Raw genomic sequence first — 24381 nt, 5'->3', positions numbered from 1 at the left:
TCCTGGCATGATGGGCGGTGAGTCAGGAGGGAGTGTCCGATGATTGGCACGTTGCGCGCGGTGGCCCTCGACGCACCCGACGCCAGGCGGCTCGCCGCCTTTTACGCCGACCTCGGCGGGTGGACCATGCAGGACACCGAAGACGACGAATGGATCACGGTGCAGACCGGGGACGGGTGGCGCATCGCCGCCCAGCTCAGCCCCGATCATGTGCCGCCGCGGTGGCCCGACCCCGCCTATCCGCAGCAGGCGCACCTCGACCTGCGGGTGCCCGACCTCGACGCCGGCGCGGCGCGGGCGGCCGAGCTCGGCGCGGAGCTGCTGCGCAAGAACGACAACTGGTACACGCTCGCCGACCCGGCGGGGCACCCGTTCGACCTGTGCCTGTTCCCCGCGAAGCAGGAGACCACGCTCATGGGCGTGATGCTCGACTGCCCGGACTCCGGGCAGCTGAGCGCGTTCTACGCGGAACTCCTCGGCAAGCCCGTCACGTACGAGGGCGAGGGCGTGGCGATGATCGGCGAGGACGGTGCGCACCCGGTGATGTTCCAGCAGATCGCCGAGTATCACGCGCCGCGGTGGCCCGACCCCGCCTATCCGCAGCAGTTCCATCTCGACGTCACCGTCGACGACGTCGACGCGGCGGAGGCGGCGGTGCTGCGGCTCGGCGCCACCTCGCTGGCGGCCAGCGGCGTGAACTGGCGGGTCTACGCCGACCCGGCTGGCAAGCCGTTCTGCCTCTGCTGGGACTAACGGCTCGACCGGGAAACGACGAGAGCCCGCCGCCTGTGATCACGGGCGGCGGGCTCTCGTTCAGCTGGTTCCGTTAGCGAACAGGGGCCGACAGCGGGGCGGCGGGCTGCGCCGTCCGCCTGGCGCTCGCCTGGCGGGCACGGGCCGCAAGGGCGCCGGTCCTGCCGAGCAGCATGGCCACCGAGAAGAAGATCAGGGCGGCGGTCAGGCCGTTGACCGTGATGTGGCTTGCCGCCATCCACTCGCCAAGCGGCCTGGTGAACACGTGGTTGGCACCGTAGGTGAAGTACAGCCTGGCGGCGACGACCACCATCCAGAACAGTGCGTAGGCCTTGCCGCCGATGGAGACGACACGGCCGGTGGCGGGGTCGGCGAAGACGCGCATCACCGAGGCGGCGAGCACGCCAAGTGCGACGCCTGCCGCGATGCCCGCGACCTCGATCAGCAGGCCGTCGCCCGAGGTCTGCACGCCCTTGAAGAAGAACGGGATGATGACGGCCGCCGCGATGAACGGACGGATCAGCCGGAGCGGGGTCACGAAGCGCTGTCCGTAGTCCGACGCCAGCACCGTGACGAGGATGACGAGGTTGGGGATCAGCACGCTGGCGTCCACGGGATTTCCTCTCTCGGATTCACTGCGGAGCGGTTGCTCCGCACACCGATGACGCTACGGAGCCGGCCCCATCCACCGCGTCGGCCGACGGTTCGATACCGGGTTGAAGCGGCGGCGGGGCGGGGGTTGACGCCGGGTGGAGAGGCGTTCTCCACCCGGAATCAACCCGGTCGTCGCGCCCGGCCCGGCCGGCATCCGGATACGTTAGGAGTCGTGGTCCTTGCCTCCTTCACGCGACGCCTGCTCGTTCCGGAACTCCGGGGCGGGCCGCTGGTCAGCGAGGTGAAGATCCCGCCAGCGGTCCAGGTCACGCGGCTGTGCGTGATCGTGATGGTGGTCGTCACCGTTCCGCTGTTCACGCCCAACTTCGGCACCGGGCCGCAGGGCATCGCGATCGCGGTGACCCTGGCGATCTCTGCCGTGGCCTGGGCGACCTGGCAGCTGGCCGAGGGCAGGCCGCGGCTGTGGCTCACGGCGCTTATCGTCATGGGGGCGGCGGGCGGCGTGCTCGCCGGGCTGTCCTCACTCAGCACGGCGGTCGCGGTCAGCCTCGCGGTGGCGGTGTCCGCCGGTGCACGACTGTCCACCGAACTGTCGCTCGCGATCGTGGCGGAGACGGTGGCGGCGTTCCTGATCGGGGCGCTGATAAGCGGCGCGCCCCTGCAGGCCATCGTCGGCTGGGGCGTGGGCATCGTCGGCCTGTGGGCCTTCGGGCTGACCAGGCGCGCCTACGTGCTGCGCGCCATCGAGGCCGAGCAGGCACTGGAGCAGGCCCGCCGTGCGCACGCGGCGGAGACGCAGGCGGCGGCGCTCGGTGAGCGGGCGCGGATCGCCCGCGAGATCCACGACGTGCTCGCGCACTCGCTCGCGGCGGTCTCGGTGAACCTGCAAGCGGCGAGCGGCCTGCTCGACGCGCTGCCGGACAGTCCCGAGCTGGCCAAGGCGATCGAGTGCGTCGAGCGGGCAGGTGCGCTCACCAGGGAAGGCATGGCCGAGGCCCGCCGTGCCATCCTCGCGTTGCGCGGTGACATGGAAAACGCGGACGCGGAAACCGCAGGCGATCGCGGGGCGGCGACCGCCGGGCGGCTCGTCGTGCGGCTGCGCACGCTGGCCGAGGAGCACGGCGCGGCGGGCGACGCCTGCGTCGAGTTCACCGTGACGGGGACACCGCGGCCGCTCGGCGCGGACGGCGCGCTGACCGCCTACCGCACGGCGCAGGAAGCGCTCACCAACGCGCGCAAGCACGCGCCTGGGCAGCCGGTGCGGGTGGCACTCGACTACGCGGCGGACGCCGTCACGCTCCAGGTCAGCAACCCGCTGCCGGAAGCGGTCGCGGCGGGGCCGCTGGCCACGGCCGGGTCCGGCTACGGGCTGACCGGGCTGCGGGAACGGGCCGCCCTCGCGGGCGGCACGCTGGCCGCGGAACCCGGCGACGGCCAGTGGCGGGTGCTGCTCACGCTGCTGGCCTGACGGCCACGGCACGTCAGCAGCCCGGCGATGGCCCGGCGCCGCCCGCCGTTAACGGCCTGAGGCCGCCCGCGGGCACGGCACAATGGAGGCATGCCTGACACCAGCGGCGAGCCAGCCGTCACCGTCGTGGTGGCGGACGATCAGTCGGCTGTCCGCGAGGGCCTGGTGCTGCTGCTCGGCACGCTGCCCGGCATCACCGTCGCGGGTCAGGCGGCGGACGGCGAGGAGGCCGTCGAACTGGTGGCCGCGACCAGGCCGCAGGTCGTGCTCATGGACCTGAACATGCCGCGCTGCGACGGAGTGGCCGCCACGACGCGGATCACCGCGGAGCACCCGGAAACCAAGGTGGTGGTGCTCACCACCTACGCCGACGACGTGTCGATCATCGGCGCCTTGCGGGCCGGCGCGCTCGGCTACCTCACCAAGGACGCGACACGGGCCGAGATCGGCCGCGCCGTTCAGGCCGCCGCCGCCGGGCAGGCGGTCCTCGACCCCGCCGTCCAGCGGCGCTTGCTTGACGCCGCGGTGCGCGCGCCTGAGGCGGTCCCGGCCGCCGCGGCCGCCTCGGCCGACGCCGGAGCGGATTCCGGCGAGCTGACGCCGCGCGAGGCGGACGTGCTGCGGCTGATCGCGGAGGGCCAGTCCAACAGGGAGATCGCCAGGACCCTGTTCGTCAGCGAGGCGACGGTGAAGACCCACGTGAACCGGATCTTCGCCAAGACCGGCTCACGCGACCGCGCCCAGGCGATCCGCTACGCCTACAGCCACGGCTACGCCCTGCCTACTTAGCGCCCTGCGGGCGCGGGGCCTACTTCGCGCCCCTGCGGGCGCGGGGCCTACCTAGCGCTCCTGCGGGCGCGGGGCCTACCTAGCGCCCCGCGGGCGCGGCACCGGCCTAGCCCGCCGCGGGCGCGGCGGGGGCGGGCGCAGCCGCGATAACGCCAGGATCGTCCAGCTGTGCGCCGCGACGAGCAGCGGGTCGGCGCCGGCGGCGGCCGTTTCCGCCGCCTCGGCGACCGAGAGGCCGCCGGCGTCCACGTCGAACCGGTGCGGTTCGTCGCCCACGTTGAGCAGCAGCAGCACCTGCTCTCCCGGCCTCTCGCCGCGGATCCGCAGCGCCATCGCCGACGCCTGCAGCTGCTCCGGGGTGGTGCGGGCGCGGACCAGCCACGGGTGACGGCGGCGGAAGCCGATCAGCCGCTGATGCAGCCGGTAGTGGCGCCAGCCGTCGGGCAGCAGTTGCGACGGCGAGGCGGGGAACGCGGGCCTGATCGCGTCGTCGCCGCCCTCCCGCTCCTCCTTCAGGCCGCGGAAGCCCTGTTCGTCGCCGTAGTAGACGCTCGGCACGCCGCCGACGCAGAGCAGGATCGCGATGGCGTGCGAGAAGTGCCGTTCGTCGCTGAGCGCCGTCGCCAGCCTGGTCACGTCGTGGTTGCCGACGAACGTTTGCGCGAGCTCGCCGTCCATGAACGCGTTGTGCCGCCCGAGCGCGTGGTCGAGCTCGTAGAGGTTCCTGTCGTTCAGCGAGGACCAGACGGCCTTCCACACCTCGTACTGGGTGATCGAGTCCAGCCCGGCCTCGTTCGCGTAGGCGGCGTAGTCCCCGTGGATCATCTCGCCGAGGAACCACGCGTCGGGAAACGTCTCGCGCACCGCGGAGGTCACCTTGGCCCAAAACGCGGGCGGCACCGCGTACGCGGCGTCGAGCCGCCACCCGGCCGCGCCGCGGCCGAGCCAGTGCGTCATCACCTCGACCACGTAGGACAGCACCGCGGGCTCGTCGTGGTCGAGCTCGACCAGATGGCCGTGCCCCTCGAACACCGCGTAGTCCGATCCGTCCGGTGTCCGCTTGAACCACCGGGCGGCCGGCGTGGACGGCCCGCCCGCCAGTGCCGCGCGGAACGCGGGGAACGAGCGCCCCACGTGGTTGAACACGCCGTCAAGGATCAACCGCAGCCCGCGCTGGTCGGCGGCCGTCACCAGCGCGTCGAAGTCGTCTTCGTCACCGAGCCTGCTGTCGATGCGGAAATGGTCGGTGGTGTCATAGCCGTGCGACTCCGCGGCGAAGACCGGCCCGAGCAGCAGCCCGTTGCAGCCGAGCTCGACCGCGTAGTCGAGCCATGCCGCAAGCTGCCCGAGCCGGTGCCTGACCGGCTCGTGTGCGGGCAGCGCCGCCCGCTCGGCGCCGGTGAAGCCGAGCGGGTACACCTGCCACAGGATGGCGTGATCAGCCCACGAGGTCACCCGCACACGCTACCGGCTCCGGTCGGTCACCGCCCGGATTCGCGCGGCACGGAGGTTAACACCAAGTATCCAGAACGGGTTCGGCTTACTGCCGGCCGCCAAGCTCACGCGTTATCGCGGTCACGGCGGCGAGCGTGGCCCTGCGCAGCGGGGTACTGAGCGCGGTCGGCCAGCTGGACAGCTTGACCACGACGGTCTCGCTCGGGCCGGCCGAGGCAGTTAACACCGAGCATCCGCAGCGGGTTCGGCTTACCGCCGGGCGCTAAGCTCCGTCGTTATCGCGGTCACGGCGGTGAGCGTGGCCCTGCGCAGCGGGGTGCTGAGCGCGGTCGGCCAGCTGGACAGCTTGACCACCACGGTCTCGCTCGGGCCGTGCACGAACACCAGCTGGCCGTTGATCCCGACGGCGCTGAACGCCGGGAGCGCGGGCTCGCTCACCCACCAGCCGTTGCGGTAGTGCGCGCCCTCCCGGTGGCCGGCCCCGCCGTCGCCCGCCTTGAAGGCGGCCGCCCCGTCGAGCGCGCCCCGTACCGTGTCGTCGAACCAGTACGCCTCGATGACCTGGTTTCCGTTGGCCCGCCCCCGGCGCAGCGCGAGCAGGCCGAGCCGGCCCGCGTCCGTGAGGGTGGCGCTGATCCCGCCGTCGGCGAGGGCGTTGCCGTGCGCGTCGAGGGTGATGTCCGCGTCGCACTCGGCGCCCATCGGCTGCCACAGCAGCCGCTCGACCAGGTCGGCGAAGGGCGCCAGGGCGGCCTTCTCGAGCACCCAGGCGAGCACGTCGATGAGGATCGAGCGGTAGCGGAACTCCGCGCCGTGCGCCCCCTCGGCGGCCAGCGTGGCGAAGTACTCGTGCGCGTCGGCGGGCCGGGGCTTGCCGTCGCCTGGCCGCCATCCGTACACCCGGTCGGCGACGGCGAGTTCCCCCTCGGGATCGTCGTAGTCCTCACGGAACCCGATCCCGGCCCGCAGGTCGAGCAGGTGCTGCACGAGCGCGCCTTCGAAGGCGGTGCCCGCCAGTTCGGGCACGACGGACTCGACGGGCGCGGTGACGTCGATCAGTCCCTGGCCGGCCAGCGCCCCCGCGATCAGGCCGGTCACCGACTTGGACACCGACATGAGCAGGTGCGGCACATCGGGCCGCAGCCCGTTAAAATACCGCTCGGTCACGATCCGGCCCTTGTGGATGACCAGGAACCCGTCGGTGTGGGTCGCGTCGAGCAGCTCGTCGAGGGTGAGCCTGCCGAAATGCTCGGTGGCGAACTCGACGCCGCTCAGATCGCGCTCGTACCGTGGCAGTACCCATGCCGGCCCGTGCCCGCGGGAGATGCGGGCGGTCGGAATCAGCTCCCTGACGTGCTGGAACGCCCACCGGTTGAACGGCGGTGCCTGCCAGTTCTCCAGCGTGACGAGCCTGTCCGGCGAGTACGGCGGCGCCCCCGCCATCAGCCCGGGACTGTCCGGGGTCACTCGAACGCCTCCGGGTCGCCGGCGCCGCGGCGGACGATCTCCGGCTCGTCGCCGGAAAAGTCGATGACCGTGGTCGGCTCTGTCCCGCAGTCGCCCGAGTCGAGCACCGCGTCCAGTGCATGGCCGAGTTCCTCGTTGATGTCCCAGCCCTGCGTCATCGGCTCGTCCTGGCCGGGCAGCAGCAGGGTCGCCGAGACCAGCGGGCCGCCGAGCTCGGCGAGCAGCGCCTGGGTCACTGTGTGGTCGGGTATGCGCACCCCGATGGTCTTCTTCCCCGGGTGCATCAGCCGCCGCGGCACCTCCTTGGTCGCGGGCATGATGAACGTGTAGCGGCCAGGCGTCGCGGCCTTGACGGCGCGGAAGACCCTGTTGGGTATGGTCACGAACTTTCCGAGCTGCGCGAAGTCCTGGCACACCAGCGTGAGGTGGTGCCGGTCGTCCAGCTGGCGGATCGTCCTGATCCTGGCGATGCCCTCGGTGCTGTCGAGCTGGCAGCCGAGCGCATAGCAGGAGTCAGTTGGGTATGCGATCACGCCGCCACCACGCACCACGTCGGCCACCTGAGCGATGGACCGGCGCTGCGGGTTGGCCGGATGAATATCGAAGTACCTGGCCATACGAGGAGTCTAGGCCCGCGCGGCCCGCCGGCGGGCGGCTACGCTCAGGCACCCGATCGCCCTGTCACGCGCGGACACCCCCGGCGGTTACCCGGTCAGCCGCGGACGGGCCGCGGTTACCCGGTCAGTCGTAGTAGTACTGGCCGCGCCGCAGGCGCATGAACTGCTCACCGCGCTGGCCGATCGCCTTGCGCACGTATCCCACGCCGCCCAGCGCGGCCGCCACGATGGCCACCATGGCCGCGAGGATCGAGGCGCCGAATAGCGCGAGGCCGCCGACGACATGGCCGAGTAGCATCAAGATCAGGCCGACGAAGAACGCGGCGGGCACGGCTGCCACCAGCAGCACGGCGAGCACCCCGAGCACGATCACCGCCCGCGCCGACCAGCCAAGCCGTGATTCGCCATACCGGAACGTCATTGTCGCTCACTCCTCATCAGACAAGACATAATTAAGATATGTCGTGTTGAGGGCGAGCGCAACATCAATTGTCCGCGGCGGGTGCTCAGCGCGCCAGGCGCGCGAAGTAGCCGCGGCAGTCGTCGTCGAGGTCGGCGATGAGGCCGATGTAGCCGTCGGCGGGCAAGCTCCACGGCGGCGACCAGGCCGACGGGCCCGGCCCCCACCACGACAACGGCGGCGGCTCACTGGTTCACAACGCGAACCTAGCGGCTCGTGCGATGCGTGCGGTCCGCGCGCCAGCAGTGCGAGCGCATGGGGATCTCGATGAGGCCGTCGGAGTCGGCACGCGGCAGGAGTTCCTCACGGGCGTGCGCCAGGGCGGCGGCCCGCTCCTGGCCGGACGCGGTGATGAGTCCGCTGTAAGTGGCCAGCCAGTTGACGATCTGGTCCACCGTCATGCACCTGGCGAAGGTGAACGACGCGGTGGCGACGTTCTCGAACGGCGCGCCGGGCGGCAGCGTGACCTCGTGGCGCCGCCGCTGTCCCGCGTCATCGTGCGCGTCCTGCGGCGGCTTGCGGGGCAGGTCGAGCCTGGCCACCCAGTCGGCCTGCCGGTCCCGGCCGGTCCAGATGACGCCAAGGCGGCCGCCGTCGGCGAGCACCCGGGCGATCTCGGGTATGGCCTGGCCCGGGTCGAGCCAGTGCCACGCGGAGGAGACGAACACCCCGTCGGCGCTCGCGTCGGGCACCGGGATGACCTCACCGCGCCCCTCGACGGCGCGGACACCCGGCGACCTGGCGGCGAGCACTTCGCGCATCCGGTCGTCCGGCTCGACGGCGATGACGTCCTTGACCCGGCGCTGCAGCGCGCGGGTGAACAGCCCGGTGCCTGCGGCGATGTCGATCGCGGTTCGGCACTCCGGCGGAACAAGCCAGTCAAGCGCCTGCTGCGGCGGTCCTGGCCGCAGCCGGTCGTAGTCGCCCGCCACCTCACCGAACGAGCTCGCCCTCGCCTCACCAGCAGCCATCGCCGCACCGTAACACATGTGCCAGCTGGCCCCGTATCGTGGGGGTGTGACCGCGCAGCCGCTCTCCCGTCACCTGCTGCGGGCCCGTGACCTGGCCGACGCCCGCTACGCCGAGGAGCTGACGGTGGCCGACATGGCCCGCGCCGCCGGTCTTTCCCCGTCATACTTCAGTACCGCGTTCAAGCGCGCCTTCGGCGAGTCCCCGCACCAGTACCTGCTGACGCGGCGGCTGGAGCGGGCCGCAACGCTGCTGCGGGTGACCGACTGGTCCGTTGCCGATGTGTGCTTCGCCGTCGGCGCGGGCAGCGTCGGATCCTTCACCGCGAGCTTCAGCCGCGTCTACGGCTGCTCCCCCACCGCCTACCGGCGCCGGTGGCCGCCGGCGGCGCGGCTGGTCAGGATCCCGCAGTGCGTGGCCATGGCCTACGCGCGGCCGCAGAACCGTACGTTTCGAGAAGACGCAGGCCAGGCCCGTTCGTAGGGTTCTTCCTGTAGCCACTCGGATACCGGAGGACCACGATGATCAAGATCGCCAATGTGCAGTTCTGGGTGCACGACCAGGATGAGGCGCTCGCCTTCTACACCAAGACGCTCGGCTGGGAGGTGCGCGCCGACGTCGTCATGGAGGCGTGGAGCTTCCGCTGGGTGGTGGTGGGGCCCGCCGGGCAGCCGGAGGTCGGCCTGGTGCTCATGCCGGTGCCGCGGCCGCCCATGTTCGACGCGGACACCAGCGCGGCGCTCGCCGACCTGGTGGCCAAGGGCGCGGGCGGGACGCTGTTCCTTGAGACCGACGACTGCAAGGCCGCCTACGACGACCTGTCCGCCCGCGGCGTCACCTTCAACGACCCGCCGACGGAGCAGGCCTACGGCATCGACACCTCGTTCCGCGACCCGTCGGGCAACAACATCCGTCTCACCCAGGTGCTCGACTTCGACCCGGCGCGCGGCACCGGCGCGTAGGGACGGTGGCGCCTAGGGACGGTGGCGCCTAGGCACAGTCGCACCTGGCCGGTGGACTAGGGTCGGTGTGTGCCAGGTGAGGTGACCGATCCGTATGCGACCGCGGCGCTGCGCGCGCGGGTTCTCGACGCGTGGGCCGCGTCGCCGAGCCGGTTCCGTGAGGACGCCAACGCCGAGGAGGACTACGCGCTCGGCGGCTACCGGGACCGGGTCATCGTGGAGCTCGCGCAGAACGCGGCGGACGCCGCGGCCAGGGCCGGGGTGCCGGGCAGGCTCCGGCTGACGCTGCGGGACGGGACGCTGACCGCGGCCAACACCGGGGCGCCGCTCGACGCGGCCGGGGTCGAGTCGCTGTCGACGCTGCGCGCGTCGAGCAAGCGCGGCGACGCCGCGCCCGGCGAGACCGCCGGTGAAACCGTCGGCCGGTTCGGCGTCGGGTTCGCGGCGGTGGTCGCGGTCAGCGACGCGCCGCGCATTCAATCCGCCGACGGCAGCGTCGCCTGGTCGCGGGCGGCGACGCGGGACCTGGTAACTGGCATTCCAGCGCTGTCTGATGAGCTGGCCGCGCGTGCGGGTCAAGTGCCCGTGCTGCGGCTGCCGTTCGCGGACCTGCCAGGCGCCGGGTCGCCGGGCACGGTCGCGGCGGAAACCGGCGCGGGCGAGGCCGCGGTACCGGCGTCGTCGATACCCGGCGAGTACGCGACGGTGGTGGAGTTGCCGCTGCGTGACGCGGACGCGGTACGCCTCGTCACCCGGCTGCTCGCGGAGACCGGACCCGCCCTGCTGCTCGCGCTGCCCGCGCTGGCCGAGGTCGAGATCGACGCCGACGGGGAGCGACGGGTGCTCACCGCGACACACGCGGGCGGCCGTTCCGTCATCACCGTCGACGGCGATGAAAGCGCCTGGCGGGTCGCGTCCGGGGGCGGCGGGCTCGACCCGGCGCTGCTCGCGGACAGGCCCGCGGAGGAGCGGGCGAGAACTTCCTGGTCGGTCCGCTGGGCCATTCCGGTTAGGGAGACAAACACGCCGACGGGGCGGCTGCCCGCGGGGGTCGCCGCGGTGGTGCACGCGCCGACGCCGACGGACGAGCCGCTCGGCCTGCCCGCGCTGCTGCTCGCGTCGTTCCCGCTCAGCCCGGACCGACGGCACGTCGCGCCCGGGCCGCTGACAGACTTCCTCGTCGAGCGAGCCGCCGCGGCGTACGCGGCGCTGCTGCCGGAGCTCGCGCCCGCACCCAGCCTGCTCGGCCTGGTGCCAGGGCCGGTCGCCAGCGGTGAGCTCGCCGCCCGGCTGAGCCGCGCCATCGTGGCACTGCTGCCCGACGTGCCGTTCCTGCCGGCGGCCCAGCCGACTGACGACGCTGCGGAGACGGGCGGGCGGGTTCGGCCGAGGGACGCGGTGCTGCCCGGTTCCGCCGCACCTGGGCTGACCGGGCTGCTCGCACCGGTGCTGCCGCATCTCATCGACGGGCCGTCGCGGCATCCCGCGTACGCGGTGCTCGGGGTGCGGAGGATGCCGCTCGCGGAACTGGCCGACCTGCTCGCCGGGCTTGGCAAGGATCCAGCGTGGTGGCGTGAGCTCTACGCGGCCCTCGCCGACGTGCCAGCCGAGGAACGGGCCGAGCTCGGCGCGCTGCCGGTTCCGCTGGCCGACGGGCGGATGGCCCGCGGCCCGCGGGGTCTGCTGCTGCCGGGGCCAGGACTCGAGCAGGCCGGCGACCTCGCCGTGCTCGGGCTGCGGGTGGTCGATCCCGCGGCGGCGCATCCGCTGCTCGCTCGGCTCGGCGCGGTCGAGGCGACGCCCAGGTCCGCGCTCGAGGACCCGGCCACCCGCGCTGCCGTCGCCACCTCCTACGACCGCGCGGTCGAGGCGTACTACGACGACGACAGCCCGCACCGGGTCGCCGACGCGGTGCTCGGCCTGCTCCGCGCCGTCGGCGCCGAACCGGGCGATTACCCCTGGCTCGCGGAGCTGGCGCTGCCCGGCGACGACGGCGACTGGTATCCGGCGGGCGAACTGCTGCTTCCCGGGTGTCCGCTCGCGGACCTGATCGCGGACGACGCACCGTTCGGCACCGCCGGGGAAGACTTGGTGGACCGCTACGGCGCGGCGACCCTCGAGGCGGCCGGGGTCTTGTCCACGTTTGGGCTGATCACGGCGGAGGACGTGGAGATCGATGAGGACCACCTCGACCTCGATCTGGACGGGGTGGCCGACTGGGCCGCCGACACGCGGGATCGGCTGAGGCTCCGCGGCGATCTGGCGGACGGCGACCTGGCAGTCGACGGCCTGGCTGGTCTGCCGCCGGTCGCGCCCGAGTTCACCGCCGTCCGCGACCTCGACCTGGTGGGCCCGGACCGCTGGCCGCGTGCCCTCGAGCTGCTGACGCGCCCGCCGCTGCGCGCAGCGCTCACCGAGCCGCTGCGGCTGCGGCTGCCCGACGGCGGCCGCGCCGACGTCCCGTCCTACACCGCCTGGTGGCTGCGGCGGCACCTGCTGCTCGGCGGACGCCGGCCGGGCGAGCTGCGTACCGACGATTCCGATCCACTGCTCGCCGGGCTGTACGACGTGATCAGCGCGGCCGGAGCCCGACAGACGGCGGCCCAGCTGGCAGCGGCCGACCTCGCGGACACTGAACCCGGACAAGCGGGCCTCGCGGCGGCCAGCCCCAACCAAGCCGGTCTCTCAGTGGCCGACCAGGCGGAGACCTCCGGCGCCTTCGCCCGGATGCTTGCCGACCCGGCGGTCACTCGCGCGCTCGGCGTCCGGGTCTCGCTCACCGGGCTGCTCGCCGAGCCAGGCGGTGCCGACGAGCTGCTCACCAGGCTCGCCGACCATGATCGTCCGGTCACCCGCGCGCAGCTGCGGTCGCTATGGTCGGCGCTCGCCACCGCCGACGGGGTAACGGCGGACCAGCTCACCCCGCCGGACCGGGTCCGGGCGGTGCACGGTGACAAGCTCACGGTCGCCGACGCCGACGACGTGCTTATCCTCGACACCCCCGACCTGTGGCCGCTTGCCGCGGACCGGCCGCTCATCCTGGCACCCTACGAACACGCCGTGCGCCTCGCCGACCTGCTCGACCTGCCGCTCGCGTCGGAGGAGATCGCCGGGGCCGTCGAGTCGGATGGCGAGTTCCGCCCCGTTCCCGACGTGGTGCGCGAGGTGCTCCCCGAGGCGCCCGCCGGCTACCGCGAACACGACCGGCTCCTCGTCGACGGCGCGGACCTGCCGTGGCGCTGTACCGGCGGCGAAGTACACGCCGCCACCGCGGAGGGCCTCGCGCACGGCCTCGCCTGGGCGGCCGGGCGCTGGTCCGCGAGACACCTGGTCGCGGAGCTGCTGCTCAGCCCAGAGGAGACCGCCCGCATCCTGGCCGAGGCTGACCTGGACGCGGACTGACTCCAGGCGAGAACTCCGGCTCAGGACAAACGGGCTAACGGGTAATCCCGGGCTCGTCACCGATGCACCGAAAGGCATCTTGCTGTTATCACGAGAGTGGCGGCTGGTTCGGGCTCAGTGTGGATCGCTAGGAGGCCTGGAGGAGAGTGCGGGCGCATAGGGCGAAGGCACGAACCCGTTCGGCGTGATCCTGGTTTTCGGCTTAGCGGTCCACCAGGTGACGGTCGGCGTCGTCGCCGAGCAGGGCGCGGGACAGCTCGGCGAGCACGTGCTCGAGCTCGGCGTGCTGTTCCGGTGACCAGCCGGCCAGCTGGCCCTCCAGCCAGGTCTGCTCGGTGGCGAAGAGCCGGTCGGCGGTCTCGCGGCCGCTGGGAGTGAGGGCGAGCACGCCGTCGGTGCGGATGATCAGGCCGCGGTCGACGAGCAGCTGGGCGTTGGGACGGCCCTCATCGACGGTGACCCCGGCCTGCTTCGCCAGCTCGGGACCCGGGGTGGCGCCCTGGCGGGCGAGGCGGGTCAGGATCCAGCAGGCGCCGCCGGTCAGGTCGAGGCCGGCCGCGCGGGCCAGCCTGGCATAGCCGAAGCGGCGCAGCTCGACGGCGGACAGCCGGGACAGCACCCGCTCCGCCTCCTGCGCCGAGGTCCTGCTCGTCGGCGCGCAGCCGAGCGCCTCGCCGAGGTCGGCGGCGCTCGCCGCGCTGCGCAGCGTCGTGCCCTGTGGCGTCTCCGCGCCCGCCGCGGTGCGCAGCGGCACCTCGCGCAGGAACCAGGCCAGCACGAACGCGACGAGGGCGATCGGCACCGCGGTGCGGAACACCGGCTGCAGCGCGAGGCTGTAGGCGTGCTCGATCGCCTCGCGGAGGTCCGCGGGCAGCGCCTTGAGCTGGCTCGAATTGGCCTGCACGCTCGCCGCGCTGAACCCGCGCGGCAGCTTCTTGCCGGTCAGCGCGACGCGGAGCTGGCTAGCGAGCTGATTGGCGAAGATCGCCCCGAACACCGAGACGCCGAACGATCCGCCGATCGAGCGGAAGAACGTCACGCCCGAGGTGGCCGCGCCGAGGTCAGCGTAGCTGACCGAGTTCTGCACCGCGATGACAAGCACCTGGATGATCAAGCCGAGGCCGAAGCCGAGTATGAAGAAGTACAGGCTCATCAGGCCCGATGAGGTGGTCTCGTCCATCGTGGACAGCAGGAACAGCGCGACGCTCAAGATGGCCGTGCCGGCGATCGGGAACGCCTTGTAATGCCCGGTCCGCGCGATGAGCTGGCCGCTGCCTATCGAGGTGATCAGCAGGCCGAGCACCATCGGCAGCAGGGACACGCCGGAGATCGTCGGCGAGACGCCGCGCACCACCTGGAGGAACAGCGGCAGGTAGGACAGCGCGCCGAACATGGCGAACCCGGCGGCGAGGCTGATCGCGGCGGAGACGGCGAACACCGAGTTGCGGAACAGCCGCAGCGGCAGCACCGGTTCCGCGGCGTAACGGGCGGAAAAGTACCACGCGGTGAGCAGCGCCGCGCCCGCGGCGAACAGGCCGATGATGACCGGCGAGGACCAGGCGTAGGTGGTGCCGCCCCAGGAGGTGGCGAGCACCACGGCGGTGGCGAACCCGGCGAGCGTGGCCGCGCCGAGGTAGTCGATCTTGTGCTGCTGCCTGGTGCTGACGGCCGGGAGCACGATCGCGATCACCACGAGCGCGATCGCGCCGATCGGCAGGTTGATGTAGAACACCCAGCGCCAGCTCAGGTTGTCCACGAAGAAGCCGCCGAGCAGCGGGCCGATGACGGATGCCACGCCGAACACCGCGCCGAACGCGCCCTGGTACTTGCCGCGTTCCCGCGCCGGGACGATGTCGCCGATGATCGCCTGGGTCAGCACCATGATGCCGCCGCCGCCGACGCCCTGGATGGCGCGGAAGGCGATCAGCTCGCCCATGTTGCGCGACTGGCCGCACAGCGCGGAACCGACGAGGAAGATCACGATCGCGCCGAGGAACAGGTACTTGCGGCCGTACTGGTCGCCGAGCTTGCCCCAGACCTGTGTGCTCGCCGTGGAGGCGAGCAGGTACGCGGTGACCACCCAGGACAGGTGTGACAGGCCGCCCAGGTCGTTGACGATGGTGGGCAGCGCGGTGGACACGATCGTCTGGTCCAGCGCGGCGAGCAGCAGCGCCAGCATCAGCGCACCGTAGATGACGAGCAGCTTCTGGCCGTGTTCCTCCGTGCTCTGCTGCGTCGCCTCCGCGGTTTGCCGCGTCGCCGCCGTGCTCGTCGCCTGCTGGTCACCCGCCTGCTGTGCCGGAACGCGCGGCCCCGGAGGCGACGATTCGCCTGATGTCGTCACAGACGGCTGATACCCGGGTTACCACGACAGGAACGTTAGCCGGGCTTTACCGCGTGCCAGGTGCCGCCGAACTGGACCACGCCGTTCCCGCCGACGTCGCCAGGATCGAAGTCGCCGGCGAACGTGTAGAGGGGATGGTCGTCGTAGGTGGCCTGGACGACTCCGCCCTGGTGAGTGATCGTGCCGAGCCTGCCTGGCAGCCTGACGCCCGAGGCGGGCCTGGGCGCGCCGGTCACCGGCGGCCACTGGGCGATGCACAGGGTGTCGCAGGCGGACGACCGCGCGGTGTCGCCGCTGAACCAGTACAGGGTGTATCCGGTGCCACTGCTGACCACGGTGCCGGCCGAGGCGGTGCGCAGCGTCTTGAGCAGCGCTACGGCGTTGCCGCCGATGGTTCCGGACAGCACGCCGTTCGAACTGGCCGCGGCGGACGGGTGCGCCGTGCCCGCGCAGGCCGCCACGAGCGGCACGGTCAGGGTCAGCAACGCGATTCGGACGGCACGGCGTGCGCTTCCGCAACCCCGCATCACACCCCCTATTCCTTTGGCCAGCGCGAATGCCTGTTTTCCGTTGTCGCGATAGTACGTCCGTATTGGCGAAGAATGGCCGGAGATCGTCTACCCTGGCACACCATGACAGGGAAGCTGAGCAGCCGCGGTCGCGTCGCACGCCGGGTGCTGCTGGTGCTCGGCGGGGCCGGGCTGGGCGTGGGTGTCCTGGCGGGAACGGCGTTCGCGCACGTCACGATCTCGCCGGGATCCGCGCCGCAGGGATCGACGGCGGAACTCACCTTCCGGGTGCCGAACGAGGAGTCGACCGCGGACACGGTGGAACTTCAGGTCGAGCTTCCCACCGACCACCCCATCGCGCAGTTCCTCGTCGAGCCGGTCCCCGGCTGGACGATCAGCGTGCGGACGGTCAAGCTCGCCAAGCCGCTCGTCACCGACGACGGATCGTTCAGCACCGCGGTGTCCGAGGTGACCTGGACGGGCGGCAAGATCCTGCCCGGCCAGTATCAGGACTTCTCCGTGTCGGCCGACCCGCTGCCGGCCGGCGTCAGCCAGCTGGCGTTCAAGGCGATCCAGACCTACTCCAACGGCGATGTGGTGCGGTGGATCGACCTGCCGCAGCCGGGCCAGCCTGCTCCAGAGCATCCGGCACCGATCCTCACCCTCACCCCCGGAGGCACGACGGGTTCGGCGGCTTCGACGGGTTCGGCGGCTTCGACGGGTTCGGCGGCAGGCGACCCGCCAGCCGCGGCCGGGAGTGACACGACGGCGCTCTCGCTCGGTGCCGCCGGGCTCGCCGCCGGCCTGCTCGGCCTGGTGGCGGGCGGCGCGGCCTGGCTGCGCGGCCGGCGTCGATGAACCGCGTCCCCCTGAGACGTGGGCGCCGATGAGGCGGATCGCGGCGCTCGTCATCCTGGTGGCGGCCGCGCTCGCCGCCATGGCGCCCGCGGCGTTCGCGGTTTCCGCCGCCCCGGCGTCGCCCGGGTCGCCGGGGTCGCCCGGGTCGCCCGCGTTGTTCGCGCACGCGGCGCTCGCCTCCACCCAGCCCGCCGACGGCACGGTGGTCGCCACCGCGCCGCGGCAGGTCACCGCCTCCTTCGACGAGCCGGTCGGCATCACCGCCGACAGCCTCGTGGTGTACTCGCCGGACGGCCAGCGGGCCGACGACGGGCAGGCCACGCTGGTGTCCAGCTACGAGATCGCCGTCGGCCTGCTGCCCGGTCTTGGCGACGGCACCTACACCGCCGTCTGGCACGTGATCTCCGCCGACACCCACCCGGTGACGGGCGCGTTCACCTTCTCGGTCGGCGCGCCGAGCGCGACCCACGTCGGCGCGCTCTCGTCCTCATCAGGCGATGCACTGGTGAGCGACCTGTTCGGCGCGGTCCGCTGGGTTGAGTACCTGTGCTTCGCGCTGCTGGCAGGCGGCGTCGCGTTCCTGATCGTCTGCTGGCCCCAGGGCGGCGCCGTACGCGGTGTTGGCCGGCTGGTCACCCTGAGCGCTCTCGGGCTGCTGCTCAGCACGCTGCTCGGGCTGCTGCTGCAAGGGCCGTACAGCGCGGGCACCGGGCTGAGCCAGCTGTTGAGCGGAACGCTGGTGCGCACCACGCTGCACGGGCGCCTCGGTCCGGCCTCCGAGGCGCGCGAGCTGATGTCGCTGCTCGCCGTCGCCGCCGCGAGCTTCCTGCTCCCCAGGCTGCCGGACGCCGGGCCGGGGTTCCGCCGCGCCGCCGCCGTCGGGTGGGCGGTGCTGACCACAGCCATCGCCGCGAGCTGGGCGGTGTCCGACCACGCGTCCACCGGCGTGCAAGCTCCCTGGGGCATCCCCGCCGACATCGTCCACCTGGACGCCGTCGCTGTGTGGATCGGCGGGCTTGCGGTGCTCGCCGGGTTCGCGCTGCGCAGCCCGGGCACCCCGGCGGTGATGCGCGCCGTGCCGCGGTTCTCCGCGATCGCGCTCGGCTGCGTGACCGTCATCGTCGCAAGCGGCGTGTATCAGGCCTGGCGCGAAGTGGGCACCTGGGGCGCGCTGTTCGAAACCGGGTACGGCCGGCTGATCCAGGTCAAGATCGCTGGCCTGCTTGTCCTGATCGACCTCGGCTACCTCGCCAGGCGGCACATCAGGCGCGGCCGGTTCCCCGGCGAGGCGTGGGAACAGTCGATGCGCCGGCTGCGCCGGTCGGTCGCGGCGGAACTCGCGGTCGCCGCGGTGATCCTGGCCTGCACCGCCGTGCTGGTGAACACCGCCACCGGCCGGGACACTTACGCTCCCGCGGTCAGCGCGAGCCAGGCATTCGAAACCGGCGGGCCAGGCGGCACCGGCACCGTGCACGTCTTCGCCACCCCGGCCAAGCTCGGGCCGAACAGCATCCAGGTGTACCTCACCACCGCCGGCGGCCGCGCGTTCGTCCCGGCCCAGATCACGGCGGCGCTGTACTTCCCGGCACGCAACCTGGGGCCGCTGCCCGTCACGCTCATCCGCACCGCGCCAGGCCAGTACAGGACCGACAGCGCCGCGGTGACGTTCACCGGGCAGTGGACGCTGCAGATCGTGGTGCGCAGCGACGCGTTCGACGAGACGAGCGTGACCTTCCCGCTCGCGATCCATTAACAGGCGCAACCCGGCGCGATCGCCGTAAATCACCGCAGCCCCGGCGTTAGACTCGTCACCTTGCGGGGCCTGGCGGCAGATGCGGGATCCGGCGGCGAGGAGGAATCGATGAAACTGACGCGCAGGCAGGCACTGCGCGCGGGCGCGACGGTGGCGGTCGCCGGGGCGGCGATTGAGCTGCCGCTGTGGCTCGAGGGCCGCGGCGCGCAGGCCGCACAGCTGGACTCCACCACGATTCCGCAGTTTGTCACCCCGCTGTACGTGCTTCCCGCGATGCCGGCGTCCGCCGTCGGGGCGAAGTCCGACGGCTACGTGATCGCCGCCAAGCCGTTCAGGCAGCAGATCCTGCCCAAGCCGTTCCCGTCCACCCCGGTCTTCGGTTTCGGCGCGGCCGGCCATCCGGGGTCGTTCCACGCGCCCGCGCACACCGTCGAGGCGAGCGTCAACAGGCAGGTCCGGGTGGTCTGGGCCAACCAGCTCGTCAACGCCGCGGGCGGCTACGTCCCGCACATCCTGCCGGTCGACCCGACGCTGCACTGGGCGAACCCCGCGGGCGGCACCGCGGGCCGCGACTCGGTGCCCGAGTTCACCAAGACGCCTGGGCCGTACACCGGGCCCGTGCCGCTCGTCGTCCACCTGCACGGCGCGCACGTGTACCAGGACTCCGACGGCTATCCGGAGGCGTGGTACCTGCCGCACGCGAGCAACATCCCCAAGGGCTACGCCGTCTCCGGCAGCCGGTACGCGCAGTACGCGGCGGAGGCCAAGCACCGCTTCGGTGTCACCTGGGGCAAGGGAATGGCCCAGTACGAGTACGGCAACGACCAGCGGGCGACCGCCCTGTGGTTCCACGACCACAGCCTCGGGATGACCCGGCTCAACGTGCGGGCCGGACTGCTCGGCATGTACATCCTGCGCGGCGGCGGCACCGACCTGAAGGCCGGCGTGCTGCCGGGGCCCGCCCCCCGTCGCGGCGAGAAGCCGGGCACGCGGCACTACGAGATCCCCCTGGTGATCCAGGACCCGTCCTTTAGCACCGACGGCAGACAGTACCTCCCGTCCGTCAACACGTTCTCGCCTGGGCCGTACATCCCCACATCAGACATCCCGCCGATCTGGAACGAGCTGTACTACGGGAACACGATCACCGTGAACGGCAGCACCTGGCCGAACCTCAACGTGGAGCCGCGACGGTACCGGTTCCGGGTGCTTAACGGCTGCGCGGTGCGCCCGCTGACGCTGAAGGTGGTGTCCAACCCGAAGGCGTCGGTCCCCGCCAAGGCGGCACTGCCCATCTGGGTCATCGGCAGCGACGGCGGCTTCCTGCCCGCCCCGGTGGAAACGCCGGTCAAGAGCGGCGGCGAGCAGCACGGGCTGCCGGTGCTGCCGTCCGAGCGGTACGACATCATCGTCGACTTCACCGGCGTGAAGCCGGGCACGCATCTGTACCTGACCAACGAGGGCGCCGCCGCGACCGTCGGCACCACCGGGTCCATCATGCGATTCACGGTGGTGCCGCTGAAGTCGAAGGACACCTCGGTCCCGCCGCAGCACCTGAAGCTGCCCGGCTACACCCCGCCGGGCGCGGCGGCCAAGACCAGGCGGGTCTCCTTCAGCGAGCAGATCTCCGGCTTCCAGCTCACCCAGATCTCGAAATACATGTGCGGCACCGTCGATTCCGACGGGGTCAACACGCCGCTGAGCTGGGACGATCCGGTCACTGAAAAGCCCGCCTACGGATCGACGGAAATGTGGGAAGTGTGGAATTTCTCACCGGAGGGCGCGCCCGCCGTGTCGCACGTCTTCCACATGCACCTGGTGCAATTCCAGGTCGTCGACAGGCGGCCGATCGGCGCGACCTCCGGCAGCGCGCCCGGCGCGTGGGAGCGGGGCCCGAAGGACTCCTGCAACGCGCCAACCGGCTACATCACCCGGGTGAGGGCGCACTTCGACAGGCGCGGCAGCTACGTGTGGCATTGCCACTTCCTCGACCACGAGGACAACGCGATGATGCGGCCGATGCAGGTGGTATGAAACCGGCCGTCCCCATGGCAGAAATGCAACATTTCTTAGCGTCTTCTTATTGTTCGTCTGAGTAGATTCTTATTGTTTGCGCATGTCGGCACTTGTCGCCGACACTATGGTGTGAGATCACGCGGGGCGGGACGAACCAGGACAATGGGGGCGGGCATAATCGCCTGTTGCGTCGCCCTCGCACTGGGGATCGCCATCTCAATCGGCCATCCATCGGCGGCCAGGCCAACCACCGCCTGGCGACTAGTTCAGCGCGTGCCCGCGCACCAGCATGGCCAGCAGCACAGCCGCACCGAGATGGTCGCCATCACGTCGTCGCTGCGCGCGTGCGAGGCGCGCCTGGAGGCCCAGCCGCGCCGCGTGCCCACGATCGCGATCGTCGGCGCGTCCTTCACGGCGGGCATGGGCCCAGACAACCCCGAGCTTTCCTGGGCGGTGGTGCTCGCCAGGCTGCTGCGCTGGAACGCGGTCATCTACGGCGTTCCCGGCGCCGGCTACGTCGCCCCGGGCACCGACCAGCGCGGTCCTGTCGAGCGCATGCTGGCCCAGGAGCGGCTGCACGGGCTTGCCCCCACCGTGGTGATCGTGCAGGCGGGACACGACGACGTCGGCCAGCCCGCCGACCGCGAGGCGCCACGAGTGGAGTCGGCGGTGGACCTGATCCAGGCGGGCGCACCACGGGCGCAGATCGCCCTGATCACCGTCTTCGCCGGAGCCAGCACCCCCGCGCTGCGCGCGATCGACCAAGCCATCGTGACTGCGGGCAAGGCGGCGGACAAGCAGGTCATCATCATGGACCCGCTGACCGGCCGGTGGAAGTTCCCCCGTGCCCGACGCGACGGGCTGCACCCGTCCGCGGCCGGCGACGTATGGATCGCGCACAAGGTGGCGGACATCCTGTCCGCGCACGGCGTGCAGCCCGCCTCGGTCGCCGCGACCGTTCCGGTGATCTGCGACGTGGCCGTGGGCATGTCGAAGCCGTCGAGCGACACCGACAGGGACGCGTAACCCGCATCAGGACCGCGGCTAGCCCTGCGCGTGCGCGTCGAGCGCGGCGGCGATGAACGCCTGCGCGGCGCCCAGGTAGCCGGCCGGGTCGAGCGCCTCGTCCAATTGCGCCTGGCCGATCCCTGCCTCGGACAGCTTCTGCACGAACTGCGGCGTGGCGAGCAGCACGTCGCGCAGCGGCACGCCGGACGCCGCGGACCGCGCTGCCGCGCCCGCCACCAGGTCATGCGCCGCGGGGCCGCCGAGCGACTCGCCCAGCAGCGCGGTGACCCGCTCGGCGAGCGGCAGTCCGCCCGCCCGTGCCAGATTGGCGGCCATCCGCTGTTCGTCGACCGTGAGGTGGGTGACGAGGTCACGGGCCCAGGCCGCGGCGGACACGGTGAGCTGCAGCAGGTGGCCAAGCGGCTGCCATTCGGCGTGCCAAGCGCCGGCCGCCCGCTGGTGCTCCTGCTCGGCGGCCGCGACGAGGGTGGCGAGCAGGCCAGGCGCCTGCTTCGCGCAGCCGAGGATGGCGATGGCGGCGACCGGGTTGCTCTTGTTCGGCATCGCCGACGAACCGCCGCGGCGCACAGCCCCATTCGGCGCGGCCAGCTCGCCGCCCTCCGCCACCTCGCCGACCTCAGTCTGCGCGAGCAGGATCACGTCGCGCGCGATCTTGGACAGCGCCGCGCACGCGCGCGCCGCGGTCGCGCCGACGTCGATGATCCGTAGCCGTTCCGTGTGCCAGGGCAGCGGCGGGTCGCCGAGCCCGAGTTCCTCGGCGAACAGCGCCTTCACCCGCACGCCGTCCTCCCGGAGCGAGGCGAGCGTGCCGGCCGCGCCGCCGAACTGCACGGCGAGACGCGTGTCGCGGACGAAGGAGAGCCACTCGATCGCGCTGTCGAGTCCGGCGAGCCAGCCCGCCGCCACCACGCCGAACGTGACGGGCACCGCCTGCTGCAGCAGCGTCCTGCCGATCATCAGCGTGCCGTGGTGTACCTCGGCGAGCCGGGCGGCGGCGGCCGCCGCCGTCCGCAGGTCGGCGAGTGCCGCGTCCATCGCGTCGTGAGCGAGCAGCATCGCCGCGGTGTCGATGATGTCCTGACTTGTCGCCCCCCGGTGCACGGCCGAGCGCGCCACCGGGTCCGCCACTTTCCTGGTCAGCACCCGGGCCAGGCCGGGCACCGGGTTGCCGGTCTGCCCGGAGGACTGGGCGATCTCCGCGCGGTCCGCCGTACTCAGCTCGCCGGCCTGCGCGGCCGCGGTGACCGCGGCGCCTGCGCCGGCCGGCACCAGCCCGGCGCGCTCGAGCGCACGGGCGAGCCCCGCCTCGGCGGCGAGCATGGCCCGCAGCCACGCGCCGTCGTCGGCGACCACCCGGCCACGCGCGAATACCCCGTCGAACAGCCCTGTCCGGTCAGTGGAACTATTCTCGCTTGTCACACTGGTTCCTTTACTGGTCCGCCGTTCTGAGCAGGCATGCCCGGATGTTATCGTCCGAACATGACCGCACTTCCCGTCGGCGGCCCTGAGCTGCCTCAACGCCGTAACCTTGTCACCGAGATCCCCGGCCCCGCCTCGCGGGCGCTGATGGATCGCCGCAACAGCACCGTCGCTCGCGGCGTATCGACCACCCTGCCGGTTTTCATCACCGCGGCAGGCGGTGGCGTGCTCCTGGATGCGGACGGCAACTCCCTCATCGACTTCGGCTCCGGCATCGCGGTCACCTCGGTGGGCAACGCGGCGGCCGCCGTCGTAGACCGAGTGCAGGCCCAGGTGGCCCAGTTCACGCACACCTGCTTCATGGTCACCCCGTATGCGGGGTACGTGGAGGTCTGCGAGGCGCTCGCCAAGCACACACCTGGCACGCACGCCAAGCGTTCCGCGCTGTTCAACTCCGGCGCCGAGGCCGTCGAGAACGCCATTAAGATCGCCAGGCACTACACCGGCAGGCAGGCCGTCGTCGCGTTCGACCACGCCTACCACGGCCGCACCAACCTGACGATGGCGCTCACCGCCAAGAACATGCCGTACAAGCAGGGCTTCGGCCCGTTCGCCAGCGAGATCTACCGGGTGCCGATGGCCTACCCGCTGCGCTGGCCCGACGGCCCTGAGGCGTGCAGGGCAGAGGCGCTCAGCGTGGTCAAGTCGCTGATCCACGCTCAGGTCGGCGAGCAGAATGTCGCCGCCGTCATCATCGAGCCGATCCAGGGCGAGGGCGGCTTCATCGTCCCGCCGGACGGGTTCCTGACTGGCCTCGCCGACTTCTGCAAGGAAAACGGCATCGTCTTCATCGCCGACGAGATCCAGTCCGGCTTCTGCCGCACCGGCGACTGGTTCGCCAGCGAGCACGAGGGCGTCGTGCCCGACCTGGTCACCACCGCCAAGGGCATCGCGGGCGGCCTGCCGCTCGCCGCGGTGACCGGCCGCGCCGAGATCATGGACGCGGTGCACCCAGGCGGCCTCGGCGGCACCTACGGCGGCAACCCCGTCGCCTGCGCCGCCGCCCTGGGCTCGATCGAGACCATGGAGTCGCAGGACCTGGCGGGCAAGGCACGCCGGATCGGCGAGATCATGGTCCCCCGGCTGCGCAAGCTGGCCGAGACCCACCCGGCGATCGCCGACGTCCGCGGCCGCGGCGCGATGATCGCCATCGAGCTGACCAAGCCCGGCACCCTGGAGCCCGACCCGGCGTCCACCGCCGCGGTCGCCGCCTACTGCCACGCCCACGGCCTGCTGGTGCTGACCTGCGGCACGTTCGGCAACGTGCTCCGGTTCCTGCCGCCGCTCGTCATCGGCGAGGACCTGCTCGAGGAGGGCCTCGGCATCCTGGAGGACGCCTTCGCGTCGCTGTAGGTCCCGTCCCACCTCAAGTCAAGATCGAGATCACGAGGAACGGGTGGTGGTTACACGTACTGCCACCCGTTGCGGGAAACTCC

General features: G+C 72.0%; 22 protein-coding genes. 11 read left to right on the top strand and 11 right to left on the bottom strand.

Going from position 1 to position 24381, the window contains the following annotated elements; translation table 11 throughout:
• The first annotated feature begins 39 nt into the window (after positions 1-39).
• The gene (locus EAS64_RS47185; protein WP_145856313.1) at positions 40-753 is read left to right on the top strand and encodes a VOC family protein; all 714 of its coding nucleotides are present in this window, start codon (positions 40-42) and stop codon (positions 751-753) included.
• A 73-nt stretch (positions 754-826) separates the two neighbouring features.
• Here EAS64_RS47185 and EAS64_RS24230 read toward each other — a convergent pair whose 3' ends face one another.
• A complete protein-coding gene (locus tag EAS64_RS24230; RefSeq protein ID WP_145856311.1) occupies positions 827-1366 on the bottom strand; it encodes a hypothetical protein in 540 nt (179 codons plus the stop codon).
• 213 nt (positions 1367-1579) lie between these two features.
• Here EAS64_RS24230 and EAS64_RS24225 point away from each other — a divergent pair, with 213 nt between their 5' ends.
• Both EAS64_RS24225 and EAS64_RS24220 read left to right on the top strand, forming a co-directional pair.
• Entirely contained in the window at positions 1580-2836 is a 1257-nt protein-coding gene (locus EAS64_RS24225; protein ID WP_187366141.1) for a sensor histidine kinase, read from the top strand.
• Positions 2837-2926: 90 nt separating this feature from the next.
• Positions 2927-3625 (top strand): response regulator transcription factor, encoded by a 699-nt coding sequence (locus EAS64_RS24220; RefSeq protein WP_145856307.1) that lies wholly within the window; start codon positions 2927-2929, stop codon positions 3623-3625.
• 75 nt (positions 3626-3700) lie between these two features.
• Here the strand turns inward: EAS64_RS24220 and EAS64_RS24215 are convergent, their stop codons facing one another.
• The 7 genes from EAS64_RS24215 to EAS64_RS24195 all read right to left on the bottom strand — a co-directional run bounded on the left by EAS64_RS24215 (position 3701) and on the right by EAS64_RS24195 (position 8595).
• Positions 3701-5080, bottom strand: a complete 1380-nt coding sequence (locus EAS64_RS24215) for an alpha-amylase family protein (RefSeq protein ID WP_145856305.1) — start codon at positions 5078-5080, stop codon at positions 3701-3703.
• 85 nt (positions 5081-5165) lie between these two features.
• Positions 5166-5306, bottom strand: a complete 141-nt coding sequence (locus tag EAS64_RS43785) for a hypothetical protein (RefSeq protein WP_187366140.1) — start codon at positions 5304-5306, stop codon at positions 5166-5168.
• A 23-nt stretch (positions 5307-5329) separates the two neighbouring features.
• Positions 5330-6547 carry a serine hydrolase domain-containing protein gene (locus EAS64_RS24210; protein ID WP_145856303.1) on the bottom strand — a complete coding sequence of 406 codons (1218 nt, stop codon included), beginning with the start codon at positions 6545-6547 and terminating at the stop codon, positions 5330-5332.
• Entirely contained in the window at positions 6544-7164 is a 621-nt protein-coding gene (locus tag EAS64_RS24205) for an L-threonylcarbamoyladenylate synthase (protein ID WP_145856301.1), read from the bottom strand. The genes EAS64_RS24210 and EAS64_RS24205 overlap by 4 nt, the downstream gene beginning before the upstream one ends.
• Positions 7165-7288: 124 nt before the next feature.
• Positions 7289-7585 carry a hypothetical protein gene (locus EAS64_RS24200; protein ID WP_145856299.1) on the bottom strand — a complete coding sequence of 99 codons (297 nt, stop codon included), beginning with the start codon at positions 7583-7585 and terminating at the stop codon, positions 7289-7291.
• An 85-nt stretch (positions 7586-7670) separates the two neighbouring features.
• Complete coding sequence (locus tag EAS64_RS46855; protein ID WP_281283308.1) at positions 7671-7799, bottom strand: hypothetical protein; 129 nt, start codon at positions 7797-7799, stop codon at positions 7671-7673.
• Positions 7800-7830: 31 nt separating this feature from the next.
• On the bottom strand, positions 7831-8595 hold the full coding sequence (locus EAS64_RS24195) for a class I SAM-dependent methyltransferase (RefSeq protein WP_145856297.1): 765 nt from the start codon (positions 8593-8595) through the stop codon (positions 7831-7833).
• A 46-nt stretch (positions 8596-8641) separates the two neighbouring features.
• Here EAS64_RS24195 and EAS64_RS24190 point away from each other — a divergent pair, with 46 nt between their 5' ends.
• The 3 genes from EAS64_RS24190 (at position 8642) to EAS64_RS24180 (ending at position 12957) form a co-directional block, all read left to right on the top strand.
• Positions 8642-9076: a helix-turn-helix domain-containing protein gene (locus tag EAS64_RS24190; RefSeq protein WP_246115832.1), complete on the top strand. Its 435-nt coding sequence runs from the start codon at positions 8642-8644 to the stop codon at positions 9074-9076.
• A 38-nt stretch (positions 9077-9114) separates the two neighbouring features.
• Positions 9115-9555 carry a VOC family protein gene (locus EAS64_RS24185; RefSeq protein ID WP_145856293.1) on the top strand — a complete coding sequence of 147 codons (441 nt, stop codon included), beginning with the start codon at positions 9115-9117 and terminating at the stop codon, positions 9553-9555.
• Positions 9556-9624: 69 nt separating this feature from the next.
• A complete protein-coding gene (locus EAS64_RS24180) occupies positions 9625-12957 on the top strand; it encodes a sacsin N-terminal ATP-binding-like domain-containing protein (protein WP_145856291.1) in 3333 nt (1110 codons plus the stop codon).
• A 202-nt stretch (positions 12958-13159) separates the two neighbouring features.
• Here the strand turns inward: EAS64_RS24180 and EAS64_RS24175 are convergent, their stop codons facing one another.
• Positions 13160-15301, bottom strand: a complete 2142-nt coding sequence (locus EAS64_RS24175; RefSeq protein WP_281283307.1) for an MFS transporter — start codon at positions 15299-15301, stop codon at positions 13160-13162.
• 35 nt (positions 15302-15336) lie between these two features.
• Complete coding sequence (locus EAS64_RS24170; protein WP_187366139.1) at positions 15337-15786, bottom strand: COG4315 family predicted lipoprotein; 450 nt, start codon at positions 15784-15786, stop codon at positions 15337-15339.
• A gap of 147 nt (positions 15787-15933) precedes the next feature.
• Between EAS64_RS24170 and EAS64_RS24165 the strand changes: the two genes are divergently transcribed.
• The 4 genes from EAS64_RS24165 (at position 15934) to EAS64_RS24150 (ending at position 21463) form a co-directional block, all read left to right on the top strand.
• Positions 15934-16668 (top strand): YcnI family copper-binding membrane protein, encoded by a 735-nt coding sequence (locus EAS64_RS24165; protein ID WP_145856286.1) that lies wholly within the window; start codon positions 15934-15936, stop codon positions 16666-16668.
• A 28-nt stretch (positions 16669-16696) separates the two neighbouring features.
• Positions 16697-18421, top strand: a complete 1725-nt coding sequence (locus EAS64_RS24160) for a copper resistance CopC/CopD family protein (protein ID WP_145856284.1) — start codon at positions 16697-16699, stop codon at positions 18419-18421.
• A 108-nt stretch (positions 18422-18529) separates the two neighbouring features.
• A complete protein-coding gene (locus EAS64_RS24155; RefSeq protein WP_145856282.1) occupies positions 18530-20455 on the top strand; it encodes a multicopper oxidase family protein in 1926 nt (641 codons plus the stop codon).
• Positions 20456-20710: 255 nt separating this feature from the next.
• Entirely contained in the window at positions 20711-21463 is a 753-nt protein-coding gene (locus EAS64_RS24150) for an SGNH/GDSL hydrolase family protein (protein WP_187366138.1), read from the top strand.
• Positions 21464-21481: 18 nt separating this feature from the next.
• Here EAS64_RS24150 and EAS64_RS24145 read toward each other — a convergent pair whose 3' ends face one another.
• Complete coding sequence (locus tag EAS64_RS24145; protein WP_246115831.1) at positions 21482-22885, bottom strand: lyase family protein; 1404 nt, start codon at positions 22883-22885, stop codon at positions 21482-21484.
• A gap of 60 nt (positions 22886-22945) precedes the next feature.
• On the opposite strand from EAS64_RS24145, the gene gabT reads away from it, so the two are divergent.
• Positions 22946-24298 (top strand): 4-aminobutyrate--2-oxoglutarate transaminase, encoded by a 1353-nt coding sequence (gene gabT / locus EAS64_RS24140; RefSeq protein WP_145856278.1) that lies wholly within the window; start codon positions 22946-22948, stop codon positions 24296-24298.
• Positions 24299-24381 lie beyond the last annotated feature (83 nt).

The organism is Trebonia kvetii, from assembly GCF_007827045.1.
Classification (GTDB): domain Bacteria; phylum Actinomycetota; class Actinomycetes; order Streptosporangiales; family Streptosporangiaceae; genus Trebonia; species Trebonia kvetii.
The sequence above is the reverse complement of the archived record's forward strand: the minus strand, read 5'-3'. Positions and strand labels throughout refer to the sequence as shown.